This is a genomic window from Alloscardovia criceti DSM 17774, assembly GCF_000376885.1.
GTDB lineage: Bacteria > Actinomycetota > Actinomycetes > Actinomycetales > Bifidobacteriaceae > Alloscardovia > Alloscardovia criceti.
Genome location: NZ_AQXR01000009.1, coordinates 59,914 through 77,099 on the forward strand (window position 1 = coordinate 59,914; position 17,186 = coordinate 77,099).

Here is a 17,186-nt window from a genome sequence, read left to right on the forward strand (position 1 = left end):
GGAAGCTCCCGTAAAGAAGAAGCGCAAGAAGCGCCGTAAGAAGAAGAGTGTTCCTCAATTCACCTACGTCGAGGTGATGACGAAGGCACCCGAAGGCACAGTACGCCCACAGCAAAAATTCTCTCCACTTGGAGCGCACGAGGGCCAGCCGGGCGACCGATCCGCCTTTGGTTTCGACATTCACACCCGTCTAGAAGGCAAGCATGGACGTACGGGCGTTATTCACACGCCACACGGCGATATCAAGACACCCGCCTTCGTACCGGTAGCCACGCAGGCCACCATGAAGGCCGTAACCCGCGAGCAGATGGAAGACAACGGCGCACAGGTAATGCTATCCAATGCTTTCCACCTGTATGAGCGCCCCGGAGAGGCCGTTTTGGACGCGGCTGGAGGCCTCAACGAATTTATGAATTGGGATAAGCCAACCTTCACGGATTCTGGTGGATTCCAGGTCATGAGCCTCGGTGCAGGATTTAAGAAGACCTTGGCTATGGATGTCGAAGGCATGAAAAGCGACGATGTCATCGCCGAAGGTCGCGAGCGCTTGGCTTTTGTGGATGAGGATGGCGTGAGCTTTAAGTCTCCACTCAACGGTGGCATGCATCGTTTTTCTGCGGAAATTTCCATGCGCGTGCAGCACAATATCGGCGCAGATATCATGTTTGCCTTCGATGAGCTAACCACACTGATGAATACGCGCCGCTATCAGGAGCAATCCGTGGAGCGCACGTATCGCTGGGCTCAGCGCTGTGTTGCGGAACACAAGCGCCTCACCGAGGAGCGCTTAGGCAAGCCATATCAGGCTTTGTTTGGCGTCGTACAAGGTGCGAATTACGAGGATTTGCGTCGCAAGGCGGCATCCCAGATTGGCTCTTTGGATTTCGATGGTTTCGGCATCGGTGGCGCTATCGAGAAGCGCATTTTGGGCGAAACCTGCGCGTGGATTTGCGATGAATTGCCAGAAAACAAGCCCCGCCACGTGCTGGGCATTGCGGCTGTGAACGATATTTTTGCGGGCGTGGAAAACGGCGGGGATACCTTCGACTGCGTAGCTCCTGCGCGTACCGCGCGTAACGGTGCCGTGTTTACGAAGGATGGCCGTTGGAATATCAAGCGTGCAGCATATAAGTTTGACTTCTCCCCTATCGAGGACGATTGCGACTGCTATACCTGCCGCAATTACACGCGTGCGTACGTGAACCATTTGCTGCGTGCGGGCGAAATGACGGGTTCCACGCTTGCTACGATTCACAATGAGCGTTTCTTCATCCGATTGCTGGATGATATTCGCGCGTCTATCGATGGCGGTTATTTCTACGAATTTAAGGACCAGTACTTGGCGCGTTTCTACGCAAACGGTTCTCGCGGCTAGCCGAGGCTGGCTAGGCTAGGTAGTCTCGGTCATATCCGAAGAATTCTGGAATTTTTTCAACACTTCAACCCCACACTTTGCGTATGACGTCGTTATATGCTAGTGTGGGGTTGTTTGCGCACATGGCGGAATGGTAGACGCGCTGGCTTCAGGTGCCAGTGACCGTTAAGGTCGTGGGGGTTCAACTCCCCCTGTGCGCACGATAATGTATCGTGCACGGGTTTGCATTGTGTACGTTTTATTGAGTCGCCTTTCTGCGCTTTTAAGATGTCTCATAGGATATTTGTTTATCCGTTTATATTGCCTTCATTTCGGCAATTTTTATTTTTCATTCTGAGATTTTATGAATCTTAAAGCGAGCGCGACTAAAATCTAATACAAAGAAGAAGGGTATTATGTCGCACTATACGTTTAACCGCTTGACTACCACGGATATTGATATTTACACATATCCCAATGGGGATAAACTCCTGACCATTACCCGCTCGGGCCTGCTGAGTTTCCTTCTTTTTGGCAATCATAAGGAAACCAAAGTACTGAGCAACACCATCGATGGTGTGGCTTTTAAGGCTTCACATCACCGTCCGGGTTCTATGAAATTTACTATTAACGGTAAAAAGCAGCACGATGCTACCGTGTATTTCTGGGGCAGTCAGGAGCAGGACAAGGCTTTGGCTTTGTACGACGAATTATCGGATATTATCAAAAAATAAGTGTTCAATATTTGACGTCGCACTGTGTTCGTTCTGCGTTGAAAACATTATAGGTGTATCGTTTTACAAGGAAGCGTATTTGGGTCGACGATGTGGCCTGAATGCGCACGAAACGTGGTCGCAGCTATACAACGATTGGAGCACAATCATGACAGACACCACACAACAGCGCACAATTACACTCAGCAATGGCGTAGAAATGCCTTTGGTAGGTTTTGGCACCTTCCAGCCTTCTGCTAGCGCAGGCGAGGGAGTCAATGATAACGATGCTGAAACCGCCGTATTTGAAGCCCTTAAAGCTGGCTATCGTCTCATCGATACCGCTGCTTTTTACCAGACAGAGGCTGCCGTAGGTCGTGCAGTGCGCCGCGCCGAGGACGAGCTCGGCATCCAGCGCTCCGATATTTTCATTACCACTAAATTGTGGTGGACGTCCGCTACTTATGACAAGGCTGCTCATGCGTACGAGCGTTCGCTGGAGCGTGCGGGCTTGGATTACTATGACCTGTATCTCATCCACAATCCGCTCAATGATATGTATGGCGCTTGGCGCGCGATGATGGAGCTGTATAAGAACGGTCAGGTGCGTGCCATTGGCGTGAGCAACTACTCGCGAACGCGTCTCGAGGATTTCATCACTTTTAATGAAATCGCACCTCACGTCAACCAAATTGAGGTGAATGTTTACCATCAGCAGGATCTGGATGTGAACTATATGAACGAGCACGATATTCGAATCCAGGCTTGGGGGCCGTTTGCACGTGCCAAGCATGATCTTTTCCATAATGAGACTCTGATGCAGATTGCGGAAAAGTACCAGAAAACTACCGCTCAGGTGGTGGTGCGCTGGCTTGTGCAGCGGGGCATTACGGCTCTGCCAAAGAGCGTCAACCCACAACGTGTGCGTGATAATTTCGATGTGTGGGATTTCGAGCTGACGGCTGAAGATATGGAGCTCATCCATACGCTGGATACGGGCACGAGTCAATTCTTTGATTGGTCTGATCCTGCGGCTTACAGCCGTTTGGTGAAGTTGCCTTTTGAAGACTAATGCGTTGTTTGCTTTGAGATAATCAGACGCAACACGGTTCAATACATCCATAAAGCAATGAAGAAGTCCCGTTATCTCTAGCCCAAGAGATAACGGGACTTTTGTGTGAGCCTGAGTATGAAACTAGGCTTCTACTCCTTCTTGCTCGAAGTAGTAGGTCATTGGCAGAAGTTCCTCACCATCATAGGATGCGAAGAATTCTTCCAAGCTATCTGGATGCTTCAAAGTACCGTTGGAATTGTACTTTGGATTAATCGTCTCCACGAACTTGCCATCTTCCACATGGAATTCAAGCTCTTCTACAGGCAAACCACGCTTATCCGTAATTTTGGCATCGATGAGGAATGGGCGACCTGCCTGGGTTACTTCAATTGCCTTGTCGAAAGCGGCTGGAAGTTCATCAGAGGAACGCACTGTAACGGACTCTACGCCCATGCCCTGCGCAATCATGGCAAAGTCTTGATCTTCTAGGAAGATGCCCGAATGCTGTGGGATCGGCAAATCATCCTGCTCCGACTTGATGAAGTTCAAGGCCGCGTTCGACGTAATGACGTTGATGACAGGCAGCTTGTACTTCTTCTGAGTGATAAGGTCCTGCATCACCATGGAGAATGCGCCATCGCCGGAAATATTGAAAATCTGGCGTTCTGGGAAGCTCAGCGCGCCTGCCAGTGAACCTGGCAAACCGTACCCCATGGAAGCGAAGAGCGCAGAGATAGTCCACTTATTCTTTGGCGTCAAGTGCAGGTAACGGAAGGAGTTGATAATGTTGTCACCCACATCGATGGAGAAAACAGCATCCTCCTCAGCGACACGGTTGATTTCCTTGTACACGGCTTCGAATTCGAGTGGATTCGATGGACGGTTAGTCATCTTATCCAAGTATTCGCGCCAATTCTTGTTGGCAGCCACTACTGCGCGGTAGAACGGGGAGGATGGCGATGGCTCGGACATCTCTAGAGCTTTCTCGACGAAGGCGGTGGCATCGGACCATACGCCGTAATCGAGGAAGTGATGCGAGCCGAAATGGCCGGAATCTGCATCGATTTGGATGAACTTGAACTTGTGCGTGCGGTAGACGAGGTTTGCGAATGGGAAGTTCGATCCCAAGGCAATAACGAGATCTGCCGTGGCGAATGCTTCGTCTGCAGCCTTCGAGGCCGCGCGGTTTGCGTAGCCGAGGTTTGCTTCGAAATCGTCTGGCACGAGGCCCTTGGCAAGGCCGGTGAGAATCAACGGGATTTGGAGCTTCTTGGACAGCTCGGCAAGCTTTTCGCCGCCGGCTTGGATGCCGCGGCCCACGTGGATGATTGGGCGTTTGGCGGCCTTAATCATCTTGATCACAGTGCTTACTTCCTCATCCGTTGGCTGTGGAAGTGGGGCTGGCTTGCGGTCGGTTGGCGACGAGCTGGAATATGGCTCATCTGGAATCTGCACGTAGCCGTAATCGTTAGGGATGACGACTACTGCCACACCCTTATGCTTGTAGGCTTCGCGCACGGCCTTGTCGACTACGTAAGGAAGGCTTTCCGGCGTCATCACAGTGCGATCGTAGATGGCGACATCTTCAAACATAGGGTTTTCGGCGAATTCCTGGAAGTAATTGTAATTCATGTTGGTGCTTGGCACCTGGCCAATCAACGCCACAACCGGAGCGTGATCCTCACGGGCATCGTAGAGGCCGGTCAGCAGATTCGTAGCACCCGGACCAGCCGAACCGAAGCACACTTGCACGCGGCCGGTTAGCTTTGCATCTGCGGAAGCTGCGAGCGCGGCGACCTGCTCGTGGCGGACTTGAATGTATTGAATATTGTCTTTTTCAGCATCCAGCGCGGCCATGGTGGAATTGAACGAACCGCCAGGATAACCGTAAATATGCTTGACGCCCCACGATTCAAGAACTCGAAGCATTGCTACGCTTGCTGGGACAGTTGGAACAGTTGAAACATTTGATTGTGCTACATCTGGGCTATTGCTACTCATTATGCTCACTTTCATAACAACCCTCATCCTCGAAGGTCCTTACTGTTAAAGTACCACCCTTGCGAAGCGTTATTCAAGTCGTGAAATCTTGAGAAAAATCACATGCGAGCTTGCTCACAATTGGCTGATTTTGTGGAATTTTTTGGGCTTTGTGTGTGTGGGGGGGGGGGGGACTTGCGGAAGATTGATGCAGGTGCGGCGATGTTTTGACGAACTTTTTTGCAGATGGGACCATCTGTGAATCGTTAATTGCCTAGTTTTGAGAAAATAATGGTCACTTGTGCAAAATACCCAGCGGAATCGCAAACTTAAGTGATGATTTCAATGAGAACTTCGATTCATCGTGCTTCCACAATATTGCCGACTGAAATTCTCAACGCTTTGCACTGTATCAAGGCGAATTACCCCACACCTACCTATGATTTTGCAGATTGGACCATTTTTAACTGACAATTATCTACATTCGAGAAAATAGTGGTCACTTGTGCAAAATAGTTCACTCAAGCAAACACGGTGCGCAGTAATTCGGTTTCGTTTCGATGATTCTGAATTCTGGAAGCTTGCAGGCTACGCTTCCTCATGATTCAGAATTTTTCTCGATGAGTTTTAGCTCACCAGTCTACGTTTTTTGCAAAACGGACCACCTAGATGAGTTCCGCGTCTAAAATCGAGCACGAAAATGGTCACTTATGCAAAAAACTCTGCCCAAACGACAGACATGGGAGTAATGTCAATCCGATTCCTCGAAATAGCTCATGACGGGCACTCTCTTTTTTTCCCCCCCCCCGCCGCATTTACAAGGTTCGGAAGTTTTCCTATTTCGGGTATTAAACTGGCCTATGTTTTTTGCAAAACGGACCGCTTTTGACCAGCAATCACATCCATATAGAGATGATAATGGTCACTTATACAAAAAATCTCCGTAAAGCAACCTACATTCGTTGCAATACGAAGATTTTCGATGTTGACCGTGTCAGCGTCGTTTCTGGTTCAGCGACTCAGTAATCTAGTGACTCAACAACTCAGCAATCTAGCGCTTCAGCCACTGCTTACTTCTTCGACTTATTCATCTGTAGAAGCGAAAAACGCACACCGAGCAAGATGATGTAAGCCACGCCGATATTGACCACCATGACAGCGCCCACCTGACCGAGTAAGTCTGCAGCGATTCCCATGATTGGCGGGACGATTGCGCCACCTACCAATCCGGTAATCATTAGACCGGAAATTTCGTTTTGATGCTCAGGCATGTCATTGAGCAACTGCGCGAGCACAATACTGAAGATGTTTACATTGCCGAAGCCAATGATGAACGTTGCAATCCAAAACTCCCATACCGGTGGATTCGTTGGCGCTGTCGAGAAATGATAGAAGAGGAACAGCGCGAACAGCATAATTCCGCCGCACAATTGTAGCGCCGTTTTGCCGCTCATCTTTGGCAAGAAAATACCGCCCAAGAAACTACCAAACATACGGCCGATGAAATAGACCATTGTTGCGGATGTGGCTGTACTCAGAGCAATGCCCGTATGCTCCATAAGAATGCGCGGAGCCTGAGCATTCATACCCACATCCATACCCACATGGGCAATAATTGCAAAAAAACCGAGTAAAACTGCGCGGTTTTTCAGCAGAGAAAATGCGCTGCCTACCGTCACCTCGGTAGTTGGTTCGGGCTCGTCAATTTTGTCGAATTGCAAGGCGAGTGCGCCCACTACAGCCACGATGAGATAGACCACATACAGTCCCCACCATGCGCCGAATTGAATCAACATCCATGATGCGATGTATGGAGCGAGCAGAGATGCGATTGAGCGGATGAACTGTCCTAGCGTCAGCATAGACGATACTCGTTCGCTGGACACGAATGCTGCCATCAATGGATTGAGCGATACCTGGTTCAGCGTATTTCCAATGCCGAGCAGGCAGAAGGAAATGACGATAAGCACGAAGCGCGCTCTTCCTTGAGTTGCCAGATATGCAAAAATCGGCACAATCATAGCGGCCACGGTAATCCAAATGGACAAAATAACGGTCATACGACGCCCGATTTTGTTCATGAGGATGCTCGTTGGCACGGATAGCAGCAAAAACCAGAAGAACACCATAGTTGTAAACAAATTCGCCGTGGAATTTGAAAGATTGAATTCTGGTTTTACATAATTTGTCGCGGTTCCTACAAGATCCACAAAAGCCATTACGAAAAAGGCGATAAAAATAGGAACGAGTCGAATGAATCCTATTTTTGTAGAATTTGTTGCTGATTTTGTAGGCGCAACGTTATTTTCTGATGTTTTCATATCAGGAAAACCTCCCCATTGAATCATAATCGAAAAAGAGCCAAAAAATGGAGACTTTCGCTGTCATCGTGATATATTGAAATTTTGCCTCAGATTCGTGGAATGTGGATAGTTTTCCCTTTGAATCGGTGTGTGGATTCGATTGTAAGGCGAGGATGTAACTGTTGGGCTTGATGGTCTGAATCTGGCAAGTTTTTTGCAGAACAGACCACTTTTTATGAGATGAGGTACTGAGTTTCGCTCTTCTGTGGTCACTTTTGCAAAAAAGTTGGGCAATATAGAAAAGTCTTAGTAAAAAAGCAACGGTGGAAAGCCAAGTTGGAACGCTCAAGTGGAAAATATCCATTTCATTTTCTTTGGACTCTTCTCTGACCTACATTTTTTGCAGACCGGACCATTGAGCTATGCTGTCTGGGCTTTTCCCCTAATGAAAGTGGTCCGTTGTACAAAGAAGTACACCGAACCTCGAAACTTGCTCGGTCTTTTCACTTTGAATCTTTAACCGACCGACGTTTTTTGCATAAGTGACCATTCTGGGACTTGGACTGGTTATCAAAATGGTCAGACATGATCACTTATGCAAAAGATTGGCCTCAAAGTCCCAGTTGATCCATATATTTCCACTTTTTTGCAGAAAGGACCATTTCGCTGCGCCATCCTGGTCCGTTTCATGACTAATGTGGTCCGTTGTGCAAAAAACTGTAGCGAAACACAAAACTAACCAACCTGAAAATCACAAACTGCACTAGTGACACAACTTCTTCCATACTTTTGCACCTGAGACCATTTGAGTGCATCTAAATATAGGTCTAGGGACCAGCTGTGGTCACATGTGCAAAAAATGTGGGACACAGCCACGCATGGCCCCACATTCTCCAGAAACGTGAAGTGAAAGCCTGTCACAAGTCACAAAGCCCAGGCGTTTACACATCACTCCCCATACACACCGGTCTTGTCCAGCTGCTCCATTACCCAATTCGTACGCACAAGCGGCCGCGCGATAATCAAGCCCACGATAAGCGCAGGCACAAGGAACAGCGCAAACTTGCCCAAAGCCACCCAGTATTCATTCTGATACGAACCCGCAATAGCCGCATGCATCGCCTGAAGCCCATACCTAAACGGCAGCAGCGGATACACGGTTTGGAAGAATTTCGGCATGAGTTCCACAGGGAAGGTACCGCCTGCACCCGCAACCTGCATCACCATCAAGACCACAGCTATCGCCTTGCCCACGGCACCGAAGGCCAAAGTCAACGCATACATCAAGGTGGAGAAGACCAGGCTTGCCATCCACGCCGCAAGGAACAGCTGCCATGGATTCTCGCATTGGATCTTAAGGAACCACAGGTTGCCCATGATGATGAGCGTCGACTGGAAAAGCGAAATCAGCAGGAAGGTCAAGTATCGTCCCCAGTACTCCGAGCCCAATCCAAGCCCGAAGGCCGTTGTATTCCCCGCCACGTGTGGCTTCGCCTTGTCTGGCAGATTCTCGTAGAGCTGCTCGACGCTAGAAAGTCCCAAAACCTTGGCCTTCAGCTTGTCAGATACGCTCGTTTTCATCATGGCTACAAGGAAGACGCTTCCCACCCAGATGGCGAGGATAGTATAGAAGCCAGCCATTGCGGAGCCATAGTTTTCAATGGCAAACACAGCATTACGCTGGAGTTTAACCGGCGACGAAAGCTCTGCTGCGAGTTCCACGGCTGAGCGGTCGCTGTCGGTCAGCACGGACAGCGATTGAGTGCCAGCATTGACACTATCGGAGAGCTTCGTAGCCAGATTGCGCAACGATTGTGCAGAATCGCCCAGCGTAGTATGCGCATCATTCATAGCTGCCACCACATCATCAACTGTGGCGCTTGCCGTAGCGCTTTTTGCTTCCAAGGCATTCAGCACGGCGTGTACAGAGCTAGACGCTTGCTGCGATTTATCCGCCGTATCGTTGAGCTTGCTAGATAAATCATCGAGCTGCGGCTTCACACTGGAGGAGTACGTATTTTTTGCATTCTGAACCGTAGCTTTGACGGCTTCAATCTGCTTTTTCAGTTCCTCTTTTTGACTGGAAATAGTGCTTTGTGCGGTTGAAATATTTTGGGAAGCAGTTGAGATACGGTTGCCCACAGTCGAAATGTCTGAGGATGCCTGATTCAGGCTCGCAATCACAGCATCCAGCTCACTCGATAGGCGCGCTTTTGTGGCATCCGAAAGATCCGAAGAGGAATTGACTTGATCTTTCACGCGCGTCAGCGATGCCGCCAAATCATCGTACCGACCAGAAGACTGGCTAATAGCACCACCCAAGGTCGACATATGCTGCGTCATATCATCCACAGACGTGGAAATCGGCGCCGTCAAAGAATCTAGCTGAGAGGAGACGGAGTCCAAGCTGGAAGCCGCACTCTCCAATGCTGTGCTCACGGCCGACACCGAGGCAGATGACGACTGCGCGAGGTTTTTCACACTATTGACGGTATTATCCAGCTCTGCTTTTACGTCTCCAGCCCCCTGAGTGCCCTGAGAAATAATACTTTGTGAAGAATCCACCAAGCCTGCGCTAGCCGTTAAGAGCTGAGCATACGAGGACAGCTGATTTCCAGCCGCATCCACATCATCCGCCACAGCATTCAGCCTCGTCACAGCCGTGCTGACATACTGCTTGCCCTCATCACTCGTCGCAAAAGTATGGACATTATCCGCCAAATTCAACGCTACAGCGGCCACCGATTCCGAAAACGTACTCGAAATTTGGGTGACAACGGTATCCGCGGCGCTTTGCGTAATGCGCGGCGCAATCGCATTGGATTTTTCGTTGATATAGTACTCAATGCTGGCCTGCTGGGCGTCGTTGGAAAATACGGTCATCATATGGGCGCTGAAATCCTGAGGGATGACGATGGCAGCATAGTAGGTGCCCGCGTTCACGCCTTCCACCGCCTCGTCTTTAGAGACAAATTGCCAATCTAGCTTGTCATTGGCACGCAGGGAGGACTCCACATTATTGCCCACATTGAGCGGAACGGCTATGAGATCAGACTGATAACCCTCATCTTCATTGGCCACGGCAACTTTGAGCTGGTTCGTACTTCCATAGGGATCCCAGCTGGCAGCAATGTTAAACCAGGCATAAAGCGCTGGCACAATGACGAGTCCCATCAGCACTACAACGCCGATGACATTGCGGAAAAGATGACGCTGATCTTCTACAAAGATTTTTGCAATATTGACAAAGGGATTTTGCCAAAGAGCGCGAGGCTTGCGTGACTTTTTCTGAGGTTGATTTTCAGCCATGTTATGCCTCCTTGCCTTCATTTACGTGGGATTGAGATGCTGGCACGCTTTCTGGTGTAGGCGTGGTCGATGACGATGATGCTTGAACATGGCGTCCAGCACCATCCAATCCCTCATCTGAAGCACCATCCGCATCGCCCTCGTTGTGCGCCCAGCGATGCGCAATTTTCTCCAAAACCTGCGCGCGCAAAGCATCTGGCGACAGTGTACTCATGCCCAGCTCACGTTCATAAATTTCGCGAATGTATTCCAAAGAAATGAGGTAGAAATCTATCAATGCAATAGAAATCACCCACAGCATGAGGAAGACGATTTTCGCTTCCACCGTAAAGAGCAGCACGAGGAACATGGCCGGAATCACTCCAATGGCGATAAGCCCCCACGCCACGAGTTTTGGATACAACTTGCCAAATTTCAGTGCTTTACGGCGAATTGTACGCCCGAATTCGTCATGACGCACAATGGTCTGAACGATAGAACTGAGCCTGAAGCGTGCGGAATTGCCCTGAGCCCGCTCGCCCACCAGCAAATCCGTATCCGCCAAACGCCTGTCAAATAAGGCATTCAGATTCATCATATACGGGCGCACAACGAGGCCAAGAACCAAAGAAAATACGAGGAATAAGCTCAGCATTCCCATATTTTTCCAGTAGTAATGGTCGTAGTATCCGCCAATAGTTTCACGCATCGCACCGATGCTGTACGTAAAAGGCAACCATGGTCGGAATTTTTGGAAGAATTCTGGCATAATTTCAATCGGATACGTGCCAGATGAACCCGAGATTTGAATAATCACCAGCACAACCGCCAGCGCCTTACCGATGTGCTTGAAAGTGGCCGCCAGAGCGTAAATCAGGCTGACAAAGACGATGGATGCAAAAATGCCCGCGAATACAAAGGCAAGTGCATCTTTTAATTGAATGCCGATGATTATGTCGCCCACCGTAGCAATGACCCCTTGCGCTACGCCCACCGTCATGAAGAGTAGCCAGCGCCCCATATAGGCTTCGCGGTCACGAATGCGCTTTGAACGGCGAAGACCTTGCAAATTCTTGCGGTCGATTTCAATTTTCATCACCGCAACCAACGCAAAGCCGCCCACCCACAGGGCGATGCTCGTAAAGAATGGCGCGATAGCAGAGCCATAATTTTCGACCGGATACACAGCCTTTTCCACGAGCTGCACGGGAGACTGCATGAAACTGCCCACCGCATCTGCGTTGATATTTGTGCCGCGGATGGCTTGAGCGAGCTTACTCGAGTCCAAGGCCGCCATATCCGTGCGCACGAGACTCAGCTGGCCGATGACATTATCCAGAGATTTTGACGTCTGATCCACGGTATCTGCAGTTTGATGGAGCACATCTTGTAGTTGATTGAGCACAGTTTGAGACTGCTCCATGGAAGAGCTGAGCTGCCCGAGCGAAATGCTGGTGACACGCGCCAGCGAGGATACGCTATCGATGCTAGAAATCAGCGACTGCCCTGTGGAGCCACCCAGCGCGGAAGACGCCGAGGTCAGGGCACTGGAGCCACTTTGAGACGCCGATCCTAGCGATGTCGCGAGTGCGGTCACAGACTGGTTGGCGGCGGTCAGTGATTGCTGCGTGGAGGTGGTATACGCATTCAGCGCATCGCTGTGGTTTTTATTTACCGTTTCTAAGTTGTTCAGAAGGGTGCTGAGCTGCTGGTACGCCTGAGAATTGTGGTCCAGCGTGGAGTCGTTGAGCAGGGTTTCGATTTGGCTGATGGCAGCATTATTGCCGGCTATGACAGCGCTCAAGCGAGCGCTGACATCCGTGATATCGGAGTTCACGGTGGAAATCGAGGAGCTGATTGTGGTACCGGCTTGGCCTGCTTGGATGCCTAAAACGGAGAGATTTGCGCCGGCAAGACCGAGATTTTGTGAGGTTTGTGAAGTGAAATCCTGTGCCGCAGTGGAGACGGTTTGGGCTGTGCTGGAGGCTTGGTCTGCGGCTTTTTGCGCGGAGTCTACGGCAGCTTGCGCATCAGAAACGGCCTGTTTCATGTCCGAAATATCGTCCGCAGTGCTGTTCAGTGAGTCGCGCGCGCTGGAGGCCTTGTTTCGCATGGTTTCGATTTTTTGGATGCTGTCATCGATATGCTCAATGGCTTCGTGGTGGGCGCCTTGGACGATGGTTTGCGCCTCATCCGTGGTTACTTTGAGTTTTTCGGATACGGCTTTTGTCACCGTGCCCACAAAGACGGAATTAAGCGTTCTGTCGAGAGTTGTGGCGCCGGCATCTGTAATTTTCGGAGCAATAGGATTGAGTTTTTCGTTGACGTAGTATTGAAGTTCTGGTCGATCTCCACCATTGAGGAGCATGTCCACGAGTTCTTGAGAAAAGTCCTTATTCACCACGATGACTGCGTAGTATGTGCCCGCGTATACGCCTTCGAGTGCCTCATCTTGAGTTTTGACAAAGTTCCAGCCGAGCTGATTATTCGTTTTTAATTCAGCCACGAGCTGGTCGCCCACATTGATATCACCCGTTATGTCTGAATGTGCGCCAGAGTCGAGATTTGCTACAGCGATAGAAATATTTTGCGTATTAGCATAAGGATCCCAGTTAGAAATGATATTCAGCCACGCATAGAGCGACGGAAGAATAGCGATGCCCACCGTGACGATAATGGCCACGGGGTTTGTCAGTATGCGTTTGAGGTCACGCCAGTAAATACCCCACATTATCTTCTCCGCTCACAGTTGTGTCTTATGAATGCTCAGTCTGGTGTGCACGGTATACACCCAAAACTGCGCCCCGAATTTCAATATAACAATACACCTTGTCCTAGTTAAAGCGAAAGTGTGGGTTGCATATATCGAATTCTTTTTTGTAAGCTTGTACAATTCTTTATTCTATCTCATCAAAGCTTTTGTATGCATTTCTTAAAGCTTGTTTTCATCCTCACTCGAAGCCTCGCTACTGTTTTTCAGCTCACGCATAACGGAAAGCACGGTTTTATCCGCTACGCGCATGCCGAATTCACTGCGCAGAAGCTCCGCTACCTTGCGATGCCCTTTGCCGGCGGCGGCGCCGTCCATCAGACACATCACCTTTTCACGGATTCGCGCATGCACGGTGGCTATAGGATGCTTGGAAATGTAGTGGTATGTAGAGTATTTCAAGCCCAGCAGCGGCAACACATCGCTCAGAGCGTAGCGTTTTTTTACACACAGCCGAGCAATGCGCGCCTTTTCGCGATTAATTTCCTTGGAATTCGTAGATTTTGCAAGAATATCTGACTGCTCGATGAGTTGTGCCACCTCGCGCTCGACAAGAGATTCGGGAGCAAAACTCTCAGCACCTTCGCGTCGGTACTGTCTGCACCACAGCAAAAGCGTGTCTCTTGAGGCAATATCATACTTCTCCATGACCTTGTTCAAAGGCATGGAGTGGTCTACATGATCTTGTGCGGCGCTAAGTTTCGTTTGAGCGCTGTATTGCTTGCGTTTTACCATTGTCTACATCGAAGTTGTGGGTGGTCAGCTCTGTGCCGGCCCCACACAGCAGCTGGGCTAGTTTTCCTGTGCTAGGAACTGTAGCATAGCGGCTACCATATCATGGAGAATCTGAGATTTCTCGATTTCCAATTCGTGGCGCGCGCCTCGCATAAACACTTTCCTCACAGGTTGTGGTCTGGCTTGTAGACGTGCAGCATCGTTGACCTCAGCCATAAAGGCATCCTGCTCATCGTTATCGACCCAAGCATCATTTTCCGCTTGGAAGAGCAGCATAGGCACATGAATTTTCGACTCATTTTCGCGAGTGCGAATGTACTTATTGAGTTTCAGGCTTTCTTTCACCCAGCCGTACGTGGCCGCGGATAGTTGGTTGTATATGCTGGCACAGCGTTGGGTGTGGAGCCATAGGGCACGCCCATGATGTAGACCACGGCAGAATTCCTCATCGAATTGCGTGCTGAAATGGCGTAGTTGCTTGTGCAAAAAAATGCACTTTTTACTGCCAAAAATGCTCGCGAGACCCGCAAATGTGCGGGTAAGCCATAACGGCATCGGACTCAGCGGCAACACCATAGGACTGCTGAGCACGTATTTATCTACTAATTGGGGCGCATACTCGGCGAGGGCTATGGAAATGCCGCCACCCATGGAGTGCCCATACACATACACGGGTGCTGAGTTTCCAAAGGTTGCTTGAGCATGCGGGCGAACTACCTCGCGAATGAGTTTCTCTGCATCGGCTACATAGCGGCGGTAATCATCAATCCATACAAGGTGCGGATCTTGCACATCGCGCGGCGACAATCCGTGTCCCCGATGGTCAAATAAATACACGTCGTATCCCGCTTGCCAGAGGTAGTATGCGATTTCCATCATGCTTTCGGCCACTTCGGCAAAGCCTGTGAAAAATACCATCGTTGGTGTGCCTTCGCGGGGATGCTTCGCAGGAATGTGCACAAAATGCAACATGCCCGAGTGGTTTTCCTCTAAGTGCCTGCTTCCCTCACCTAGGACTTCTCGGTCTACCGGCGCAGGGGCGGGCTTCAGCCCTTCAAAATCCGTGCCTGTCACGTCTTCTGGGCCTGTGGGAGCCAACCACCCGTCTTCGCGCAAAGTATCCAGCAAGGCATGCACACCGCGCATACCTACAAAATATGATTCATCCGTTGTATCGTCAAGGAAGGTGACACCGTACTGAGTCACTCGCTCATCTAATTGCATCGCTTCCTCACTTCGTTTATGTCTCTTCGTTCATCGCACACATACGTACATTCTTTGTAGCCAATGTGCAATTCCTCTTCTATGCTTGTTATCTTAGTCGGAAATGCAATGACTGGGCGGCGTGTGGGGCGATTCCACCCCCAGAAAACAAAGAAAAGCGCAGTCTGTACGAGAAAAACCTCGAAAACCGCACACGCGATGCCTCATCTGATGTGCAAAAACCGTTCAGCATGTGTGGGTTTGAGCGTTATTGCACACAAATGCTCAAGTGAACACCCGGTAAACATCGACGCTGTGATGTTTCAATTCTTCTCAATATCTACAGAATAATCTTTTATAGTTGTGTATGGCGTGTAGAAATGCGTGCAAAATCAAGCATAATTCTATAAATTGCACTACAAATAATAGAAGTTATGTGCATAGCTCTATGAAAGGGAAAACATGGGATTCCTTGACCGATTGGAAAAAACTGTCGAAGGCGCAGTTGAAGGCGCTTTTTCGCGTTTCGGTTCCAAAGACTTACAGCCTGTGGATTTGTCGAGTGCATTAGAGCGTGAAATTGATTCTCAGAGCATGAGCGTGGGCCGAGACCGCACGGTGGCCCCTAACGAGTATCGGATCAAGTTATCCACTCCAGATTTTGACAACATCGAAAAATGGGGCAGCTCCACCCTTGCCAACGAGCTTGCGGACAATCTGACGAAGTATGCTGAAAGCCAGCACTATGCTTTTGTGGGCCCTGTTGTGGTTATTTTCGAGGAAGAATTAGACCTCGCTAAGGGTGATTTCACTCTCAGTTCGGAAACTGTACAGCGCAAGAACGCATCCCAGCCTGCACCGAAGGATACAAAAGACTGCCCAGTACTGGAAATTAACGGTCGCAAGTACCTGCTCACGGCCAGCAAAACCATCATCGGACGTGGCTCAAATAGTGATATCCGCATCGATGATTCAGGCATTTCCCGCAACCACCTCGAAATCGACATCACCGAAAATGGCGTGATTGCGCGAGATATGGGCTCTACAAACGGCACCTACGTCGAAGGGCACCAGACTCCGGCAGCCACATTATTGGATGGAAATACCATTACTATCGGCCGTACACGCATCTTTTTCTGGGCTAGCGCGGTTTCGGAGTAAAATCGCTAGTATTATGACTGATTTAACATTTGCCATCCTCAAGTATGGCTTTCTCCTGTGCTTGTGGATTTTCGTATGGCTTACCGTGCGCGCGATAAATCGTGATGTCGCTACACTTGCCCCGCGGAGATCATCGCGAAGATCCAAACGCGATCACGAAGCACAGATGGTTGTGGTTGGCGAGTCTGGACCTGTTATTGTGCCCGTTGATGAGCAAATTTCTGCGAATAATCAGCCAAATCCTATCAATGCCCATGAGGCAGCGCCCGTGCGTATGCACAGCTCGGCGTCGGGACATACGGGGCTTGCACAGGGCAATGCGTCTGCCGGGCCGGCCGTGCTCACTATTATCGATGGCCCACTTTCCGGCACCACCACCTCGCTGAGCAACGCACCTATCACCTTAGGGCGCGCGGCAAATAATACCTTGGTGCTGGATGATGAATTTGTATCCTCCCACCACGCTCGCGTGTATTTTGACGCCCAGTCCGGTCAGTGGGCTGTAGAAGATCTCGATTCAACGAATGGCACGAAGGTTGCCGGTCAGCCAATTCATAGCGCATGTCTCCTGTCTCCTGGAGTACCTGTGCGTATAGGCGCAACTACTTTTGAATTGAGGTAGACG

11 protein-coding genes and 1 tRNA gene are annotated in these 17,186 nt (G+C 49.9%); 6 read left to right on the top strand and 6 right to left on the bottom strand.

The genetic code is table 11. The features are described from left to right. The first annotated feature begins 76 nt into the window (after positions 1–76). The 4 genes from tgt to D570_RS0102285 all read left to right on the top strand — a co-directional run bounded on the left by tgt (position 77) and on the right by D570_RS0102285 (position 3,139). A complete protein-coding gene (gene tgt, locus D570_RS0102270; RefSeq protein WP_026181790.1) occupies positions 77–1,375 on the top strand; it encodes a tRNA guanosine(34) transglycosylase Tgt in 1,299 nt (432 codons plus the stop codon). Positions 1,376–1,491: 116 nt separating this feature from the next. Beyond that, positions 1,492–1,575, top strand: a tRNA-Leu gene (locus D570_RS0102275). Between the two features lie 195 nt (positions 1,576–1,770). Continuing rightward, positions 1,771–2,088 carry a hypothetical protein gene (locus D570_RS0102280; RefSeq protein ID WP_018142780.1) on the top strand — a complete coding sequence of 106 codons (318 nt, stop codon included), beginning with the start codon at positions 1,771–1,773 and terminating at the stop codon, positions 2,086–2,088. Positions 2,089–2,236: 148 nt separating this feature from the next. Beyond that, on the top strand, positions 2,237–3,139 hold the full coding sequence (locus tag D570_RS0102285; protein WP_018142781.1) for an aldo/keto reductase: 903 nt from the start codon (positions 2,237–2,239) through the stop codon (positions 3,137–3,139). Between the two features lie 123 nt (positions 3,140–3,262). Here D570_RS0102285 and spxB read toward each other — a convergent pair whose 3' ends face one another. The 6 genes from spxB to D570_RS09010 all read right to left on the bottom strand — a co-directional run bounded on the left by spxB (position 3,263) and on the right by D570_RS09010 (position 15,421). After that, a complete protein-coding gene (gene spxB / locus D570_RS0102290; protein WP_211204879.1) occupies positions 3,263–5,137 on the bottom strand; it encodes a pyruvate oxidase in 1,875 nt (624 codons plus the stop codon). Positions 5,138–6,171: 1,034 nt separating this feature from the next. Next, complete coding sequence (locus D570_RS0102295) at positions 6,172–7,422, bottom strand: MFS transporter (RefSeq protein ID WP_018142783.1); 1,251 nt, start codon at positions 7,420–7,422, stop codon at positions 6,172–6,174. A gap of 930 nt (positions 7,423–8,352) precedes the next feature. Then, complete coding sequence (locus D570_RS0102305; RefSeq protein WP_018142785.1) at positions 8,353–10,713, bottom strand: YhgE/Pip domain-containing protein; 2,361 nt, start codon at positions 10,711–10,713, stop codon at positions 8,353–8,355. Between the two features lies 1 nt (position 10,714). Next, the gene (locus D570_RS0102310) at positions 10,715–13,423 is read right to left on the bottom strand and encodes a YhgE/Pip family protein (protein ID WP_018142786.1); all 2,709 of its coding nucleotides are present in this window, start codon (positions 13,421–13,423) and stop codon (positions 10,715–10,717) included. 201 nt (positions 13,424–13,624) lie between these two features. Further along, a complete protein-coding gene (locus tag D570_RS0102315; RefSeq protein WP_018142787.1) occupies positions 13,625–14,197 on the bottom strand; it encodes a transposase in 573 nt (190 codons plus the stop codon). Positions 14,198–14,254: 57 nt separating this feature from the next. After that, a complete protein-coding gene (locus tag D570_RS09010; protein ID WP_018142788.1) occupies positions 14,255–15,421 on the bottom strand; it encodes an alpha/beta fold hydrolase in 1,167 nt (388 codons plus the stop codon). A gap of 441 nt (positions 15,422–15,862) precedes the next feature. Here D570_RS09010 and D570_RS0102325 point away from each other — a divergent pair, with 441 nt between their 5' ends. Continuing rightward, positions 15,863–16,561: an FhaA domain-containing protein gene (locus tag D570_RS0102325; RefSeq protein WP_018142789.1), complete on the top strand. Its 699-nt coding sequence runs from the start codon at positions 15,863–15,865 to the stop codon at positions 16,559–16,561. A 13-nt stretch (positions 16,562–16,574) separates the two neighbouring features. Beyond that, positions 16,575–17,183, top strand: a complete 609-nt coding sequence (locus D570_RS0102330; RefSeq protein ID WP_026181795.1) for an FHA domain-containing protein FhaB/FipA — start codon at positions 16,575–16,577, stop codon at positions 17,181–17,183. The last annotated feature ends 3 nt before the right edge of the window (positions 17,184–17,186 follow it).

Coding starts and splice junctions, on each gene's coding strand:
- D570_RS0102330 (WP_026181795.1), top strand. CDS start 16,575: ATGACTGATTTAACATTTGCCATCCTCAAGTATGGCTTTCTCCTGTGC.
- spxB (WP_211204879.1), bottom strand. CDS start 5,137: ATGAAAGTGAGCATAATGAGTAGCAATAGCCCAGATGTAGCACAATCA.
- D570_RS0102315 (WP_018142787.1), bottom strand. CDS start 14,197: ATGGTAAAACGCAAGCAATACAGCGCTCAAACGAAACTTAGCGCCGCA.
- D570_RS09010 (WP_018142788.1), bottom strand. CDS start 15,421: ATGCAATTAGATGAGCGAGTGACTCAGTACGGTGTCACCTTCCTTGAC.
- D570_RS0102295 (WP_018142783.1), bottom strand. CDS start 7,422: ATGAAAACATCAGAAAATAACGTTGCGCCTACAAAATCAGCAACAAAT.
- D570_RS0102280 (WP_018142780.1), top strand. CDS start 1,771: ATGTCGCACTATACGTTTAACCGCTTGACTACCACGGATATTGATATT.
- D570_RS0102305 (WP_018142785.1), bottom strand. CDS start 10,713: ATGGCTGAAAATCAACCTCAGAAAAAGTCACGCAAGCCTCGCGCTCTT.
- D570_RS0102310 (WP_018142786.1), bottom strand. CDS start 13,423: ATGTGGGGTATTTACTGGCGTGACCTCAAACGCATACTGACAAACCCC.
- D570_RS0102325 (WP_018142789.1), top strand. CDS start 15,863: ATGGGATTCCTTGACCGATTGGAAAAAACTGTCGAAGGCGCAGTTGAA.
- tgt (WP_026181790.1), top strand. CDS start 77: ATGACGAAGGCACCCGAAGGCACAGTACGCCCACAGCAAAAATTCTCT.
- D570_RS0102285 (WP_018142781.1), top strand. CDS start 2,237: ATGACAGACACCACACAACAGCGCACAATTACACTCAGCAATGGCGTA.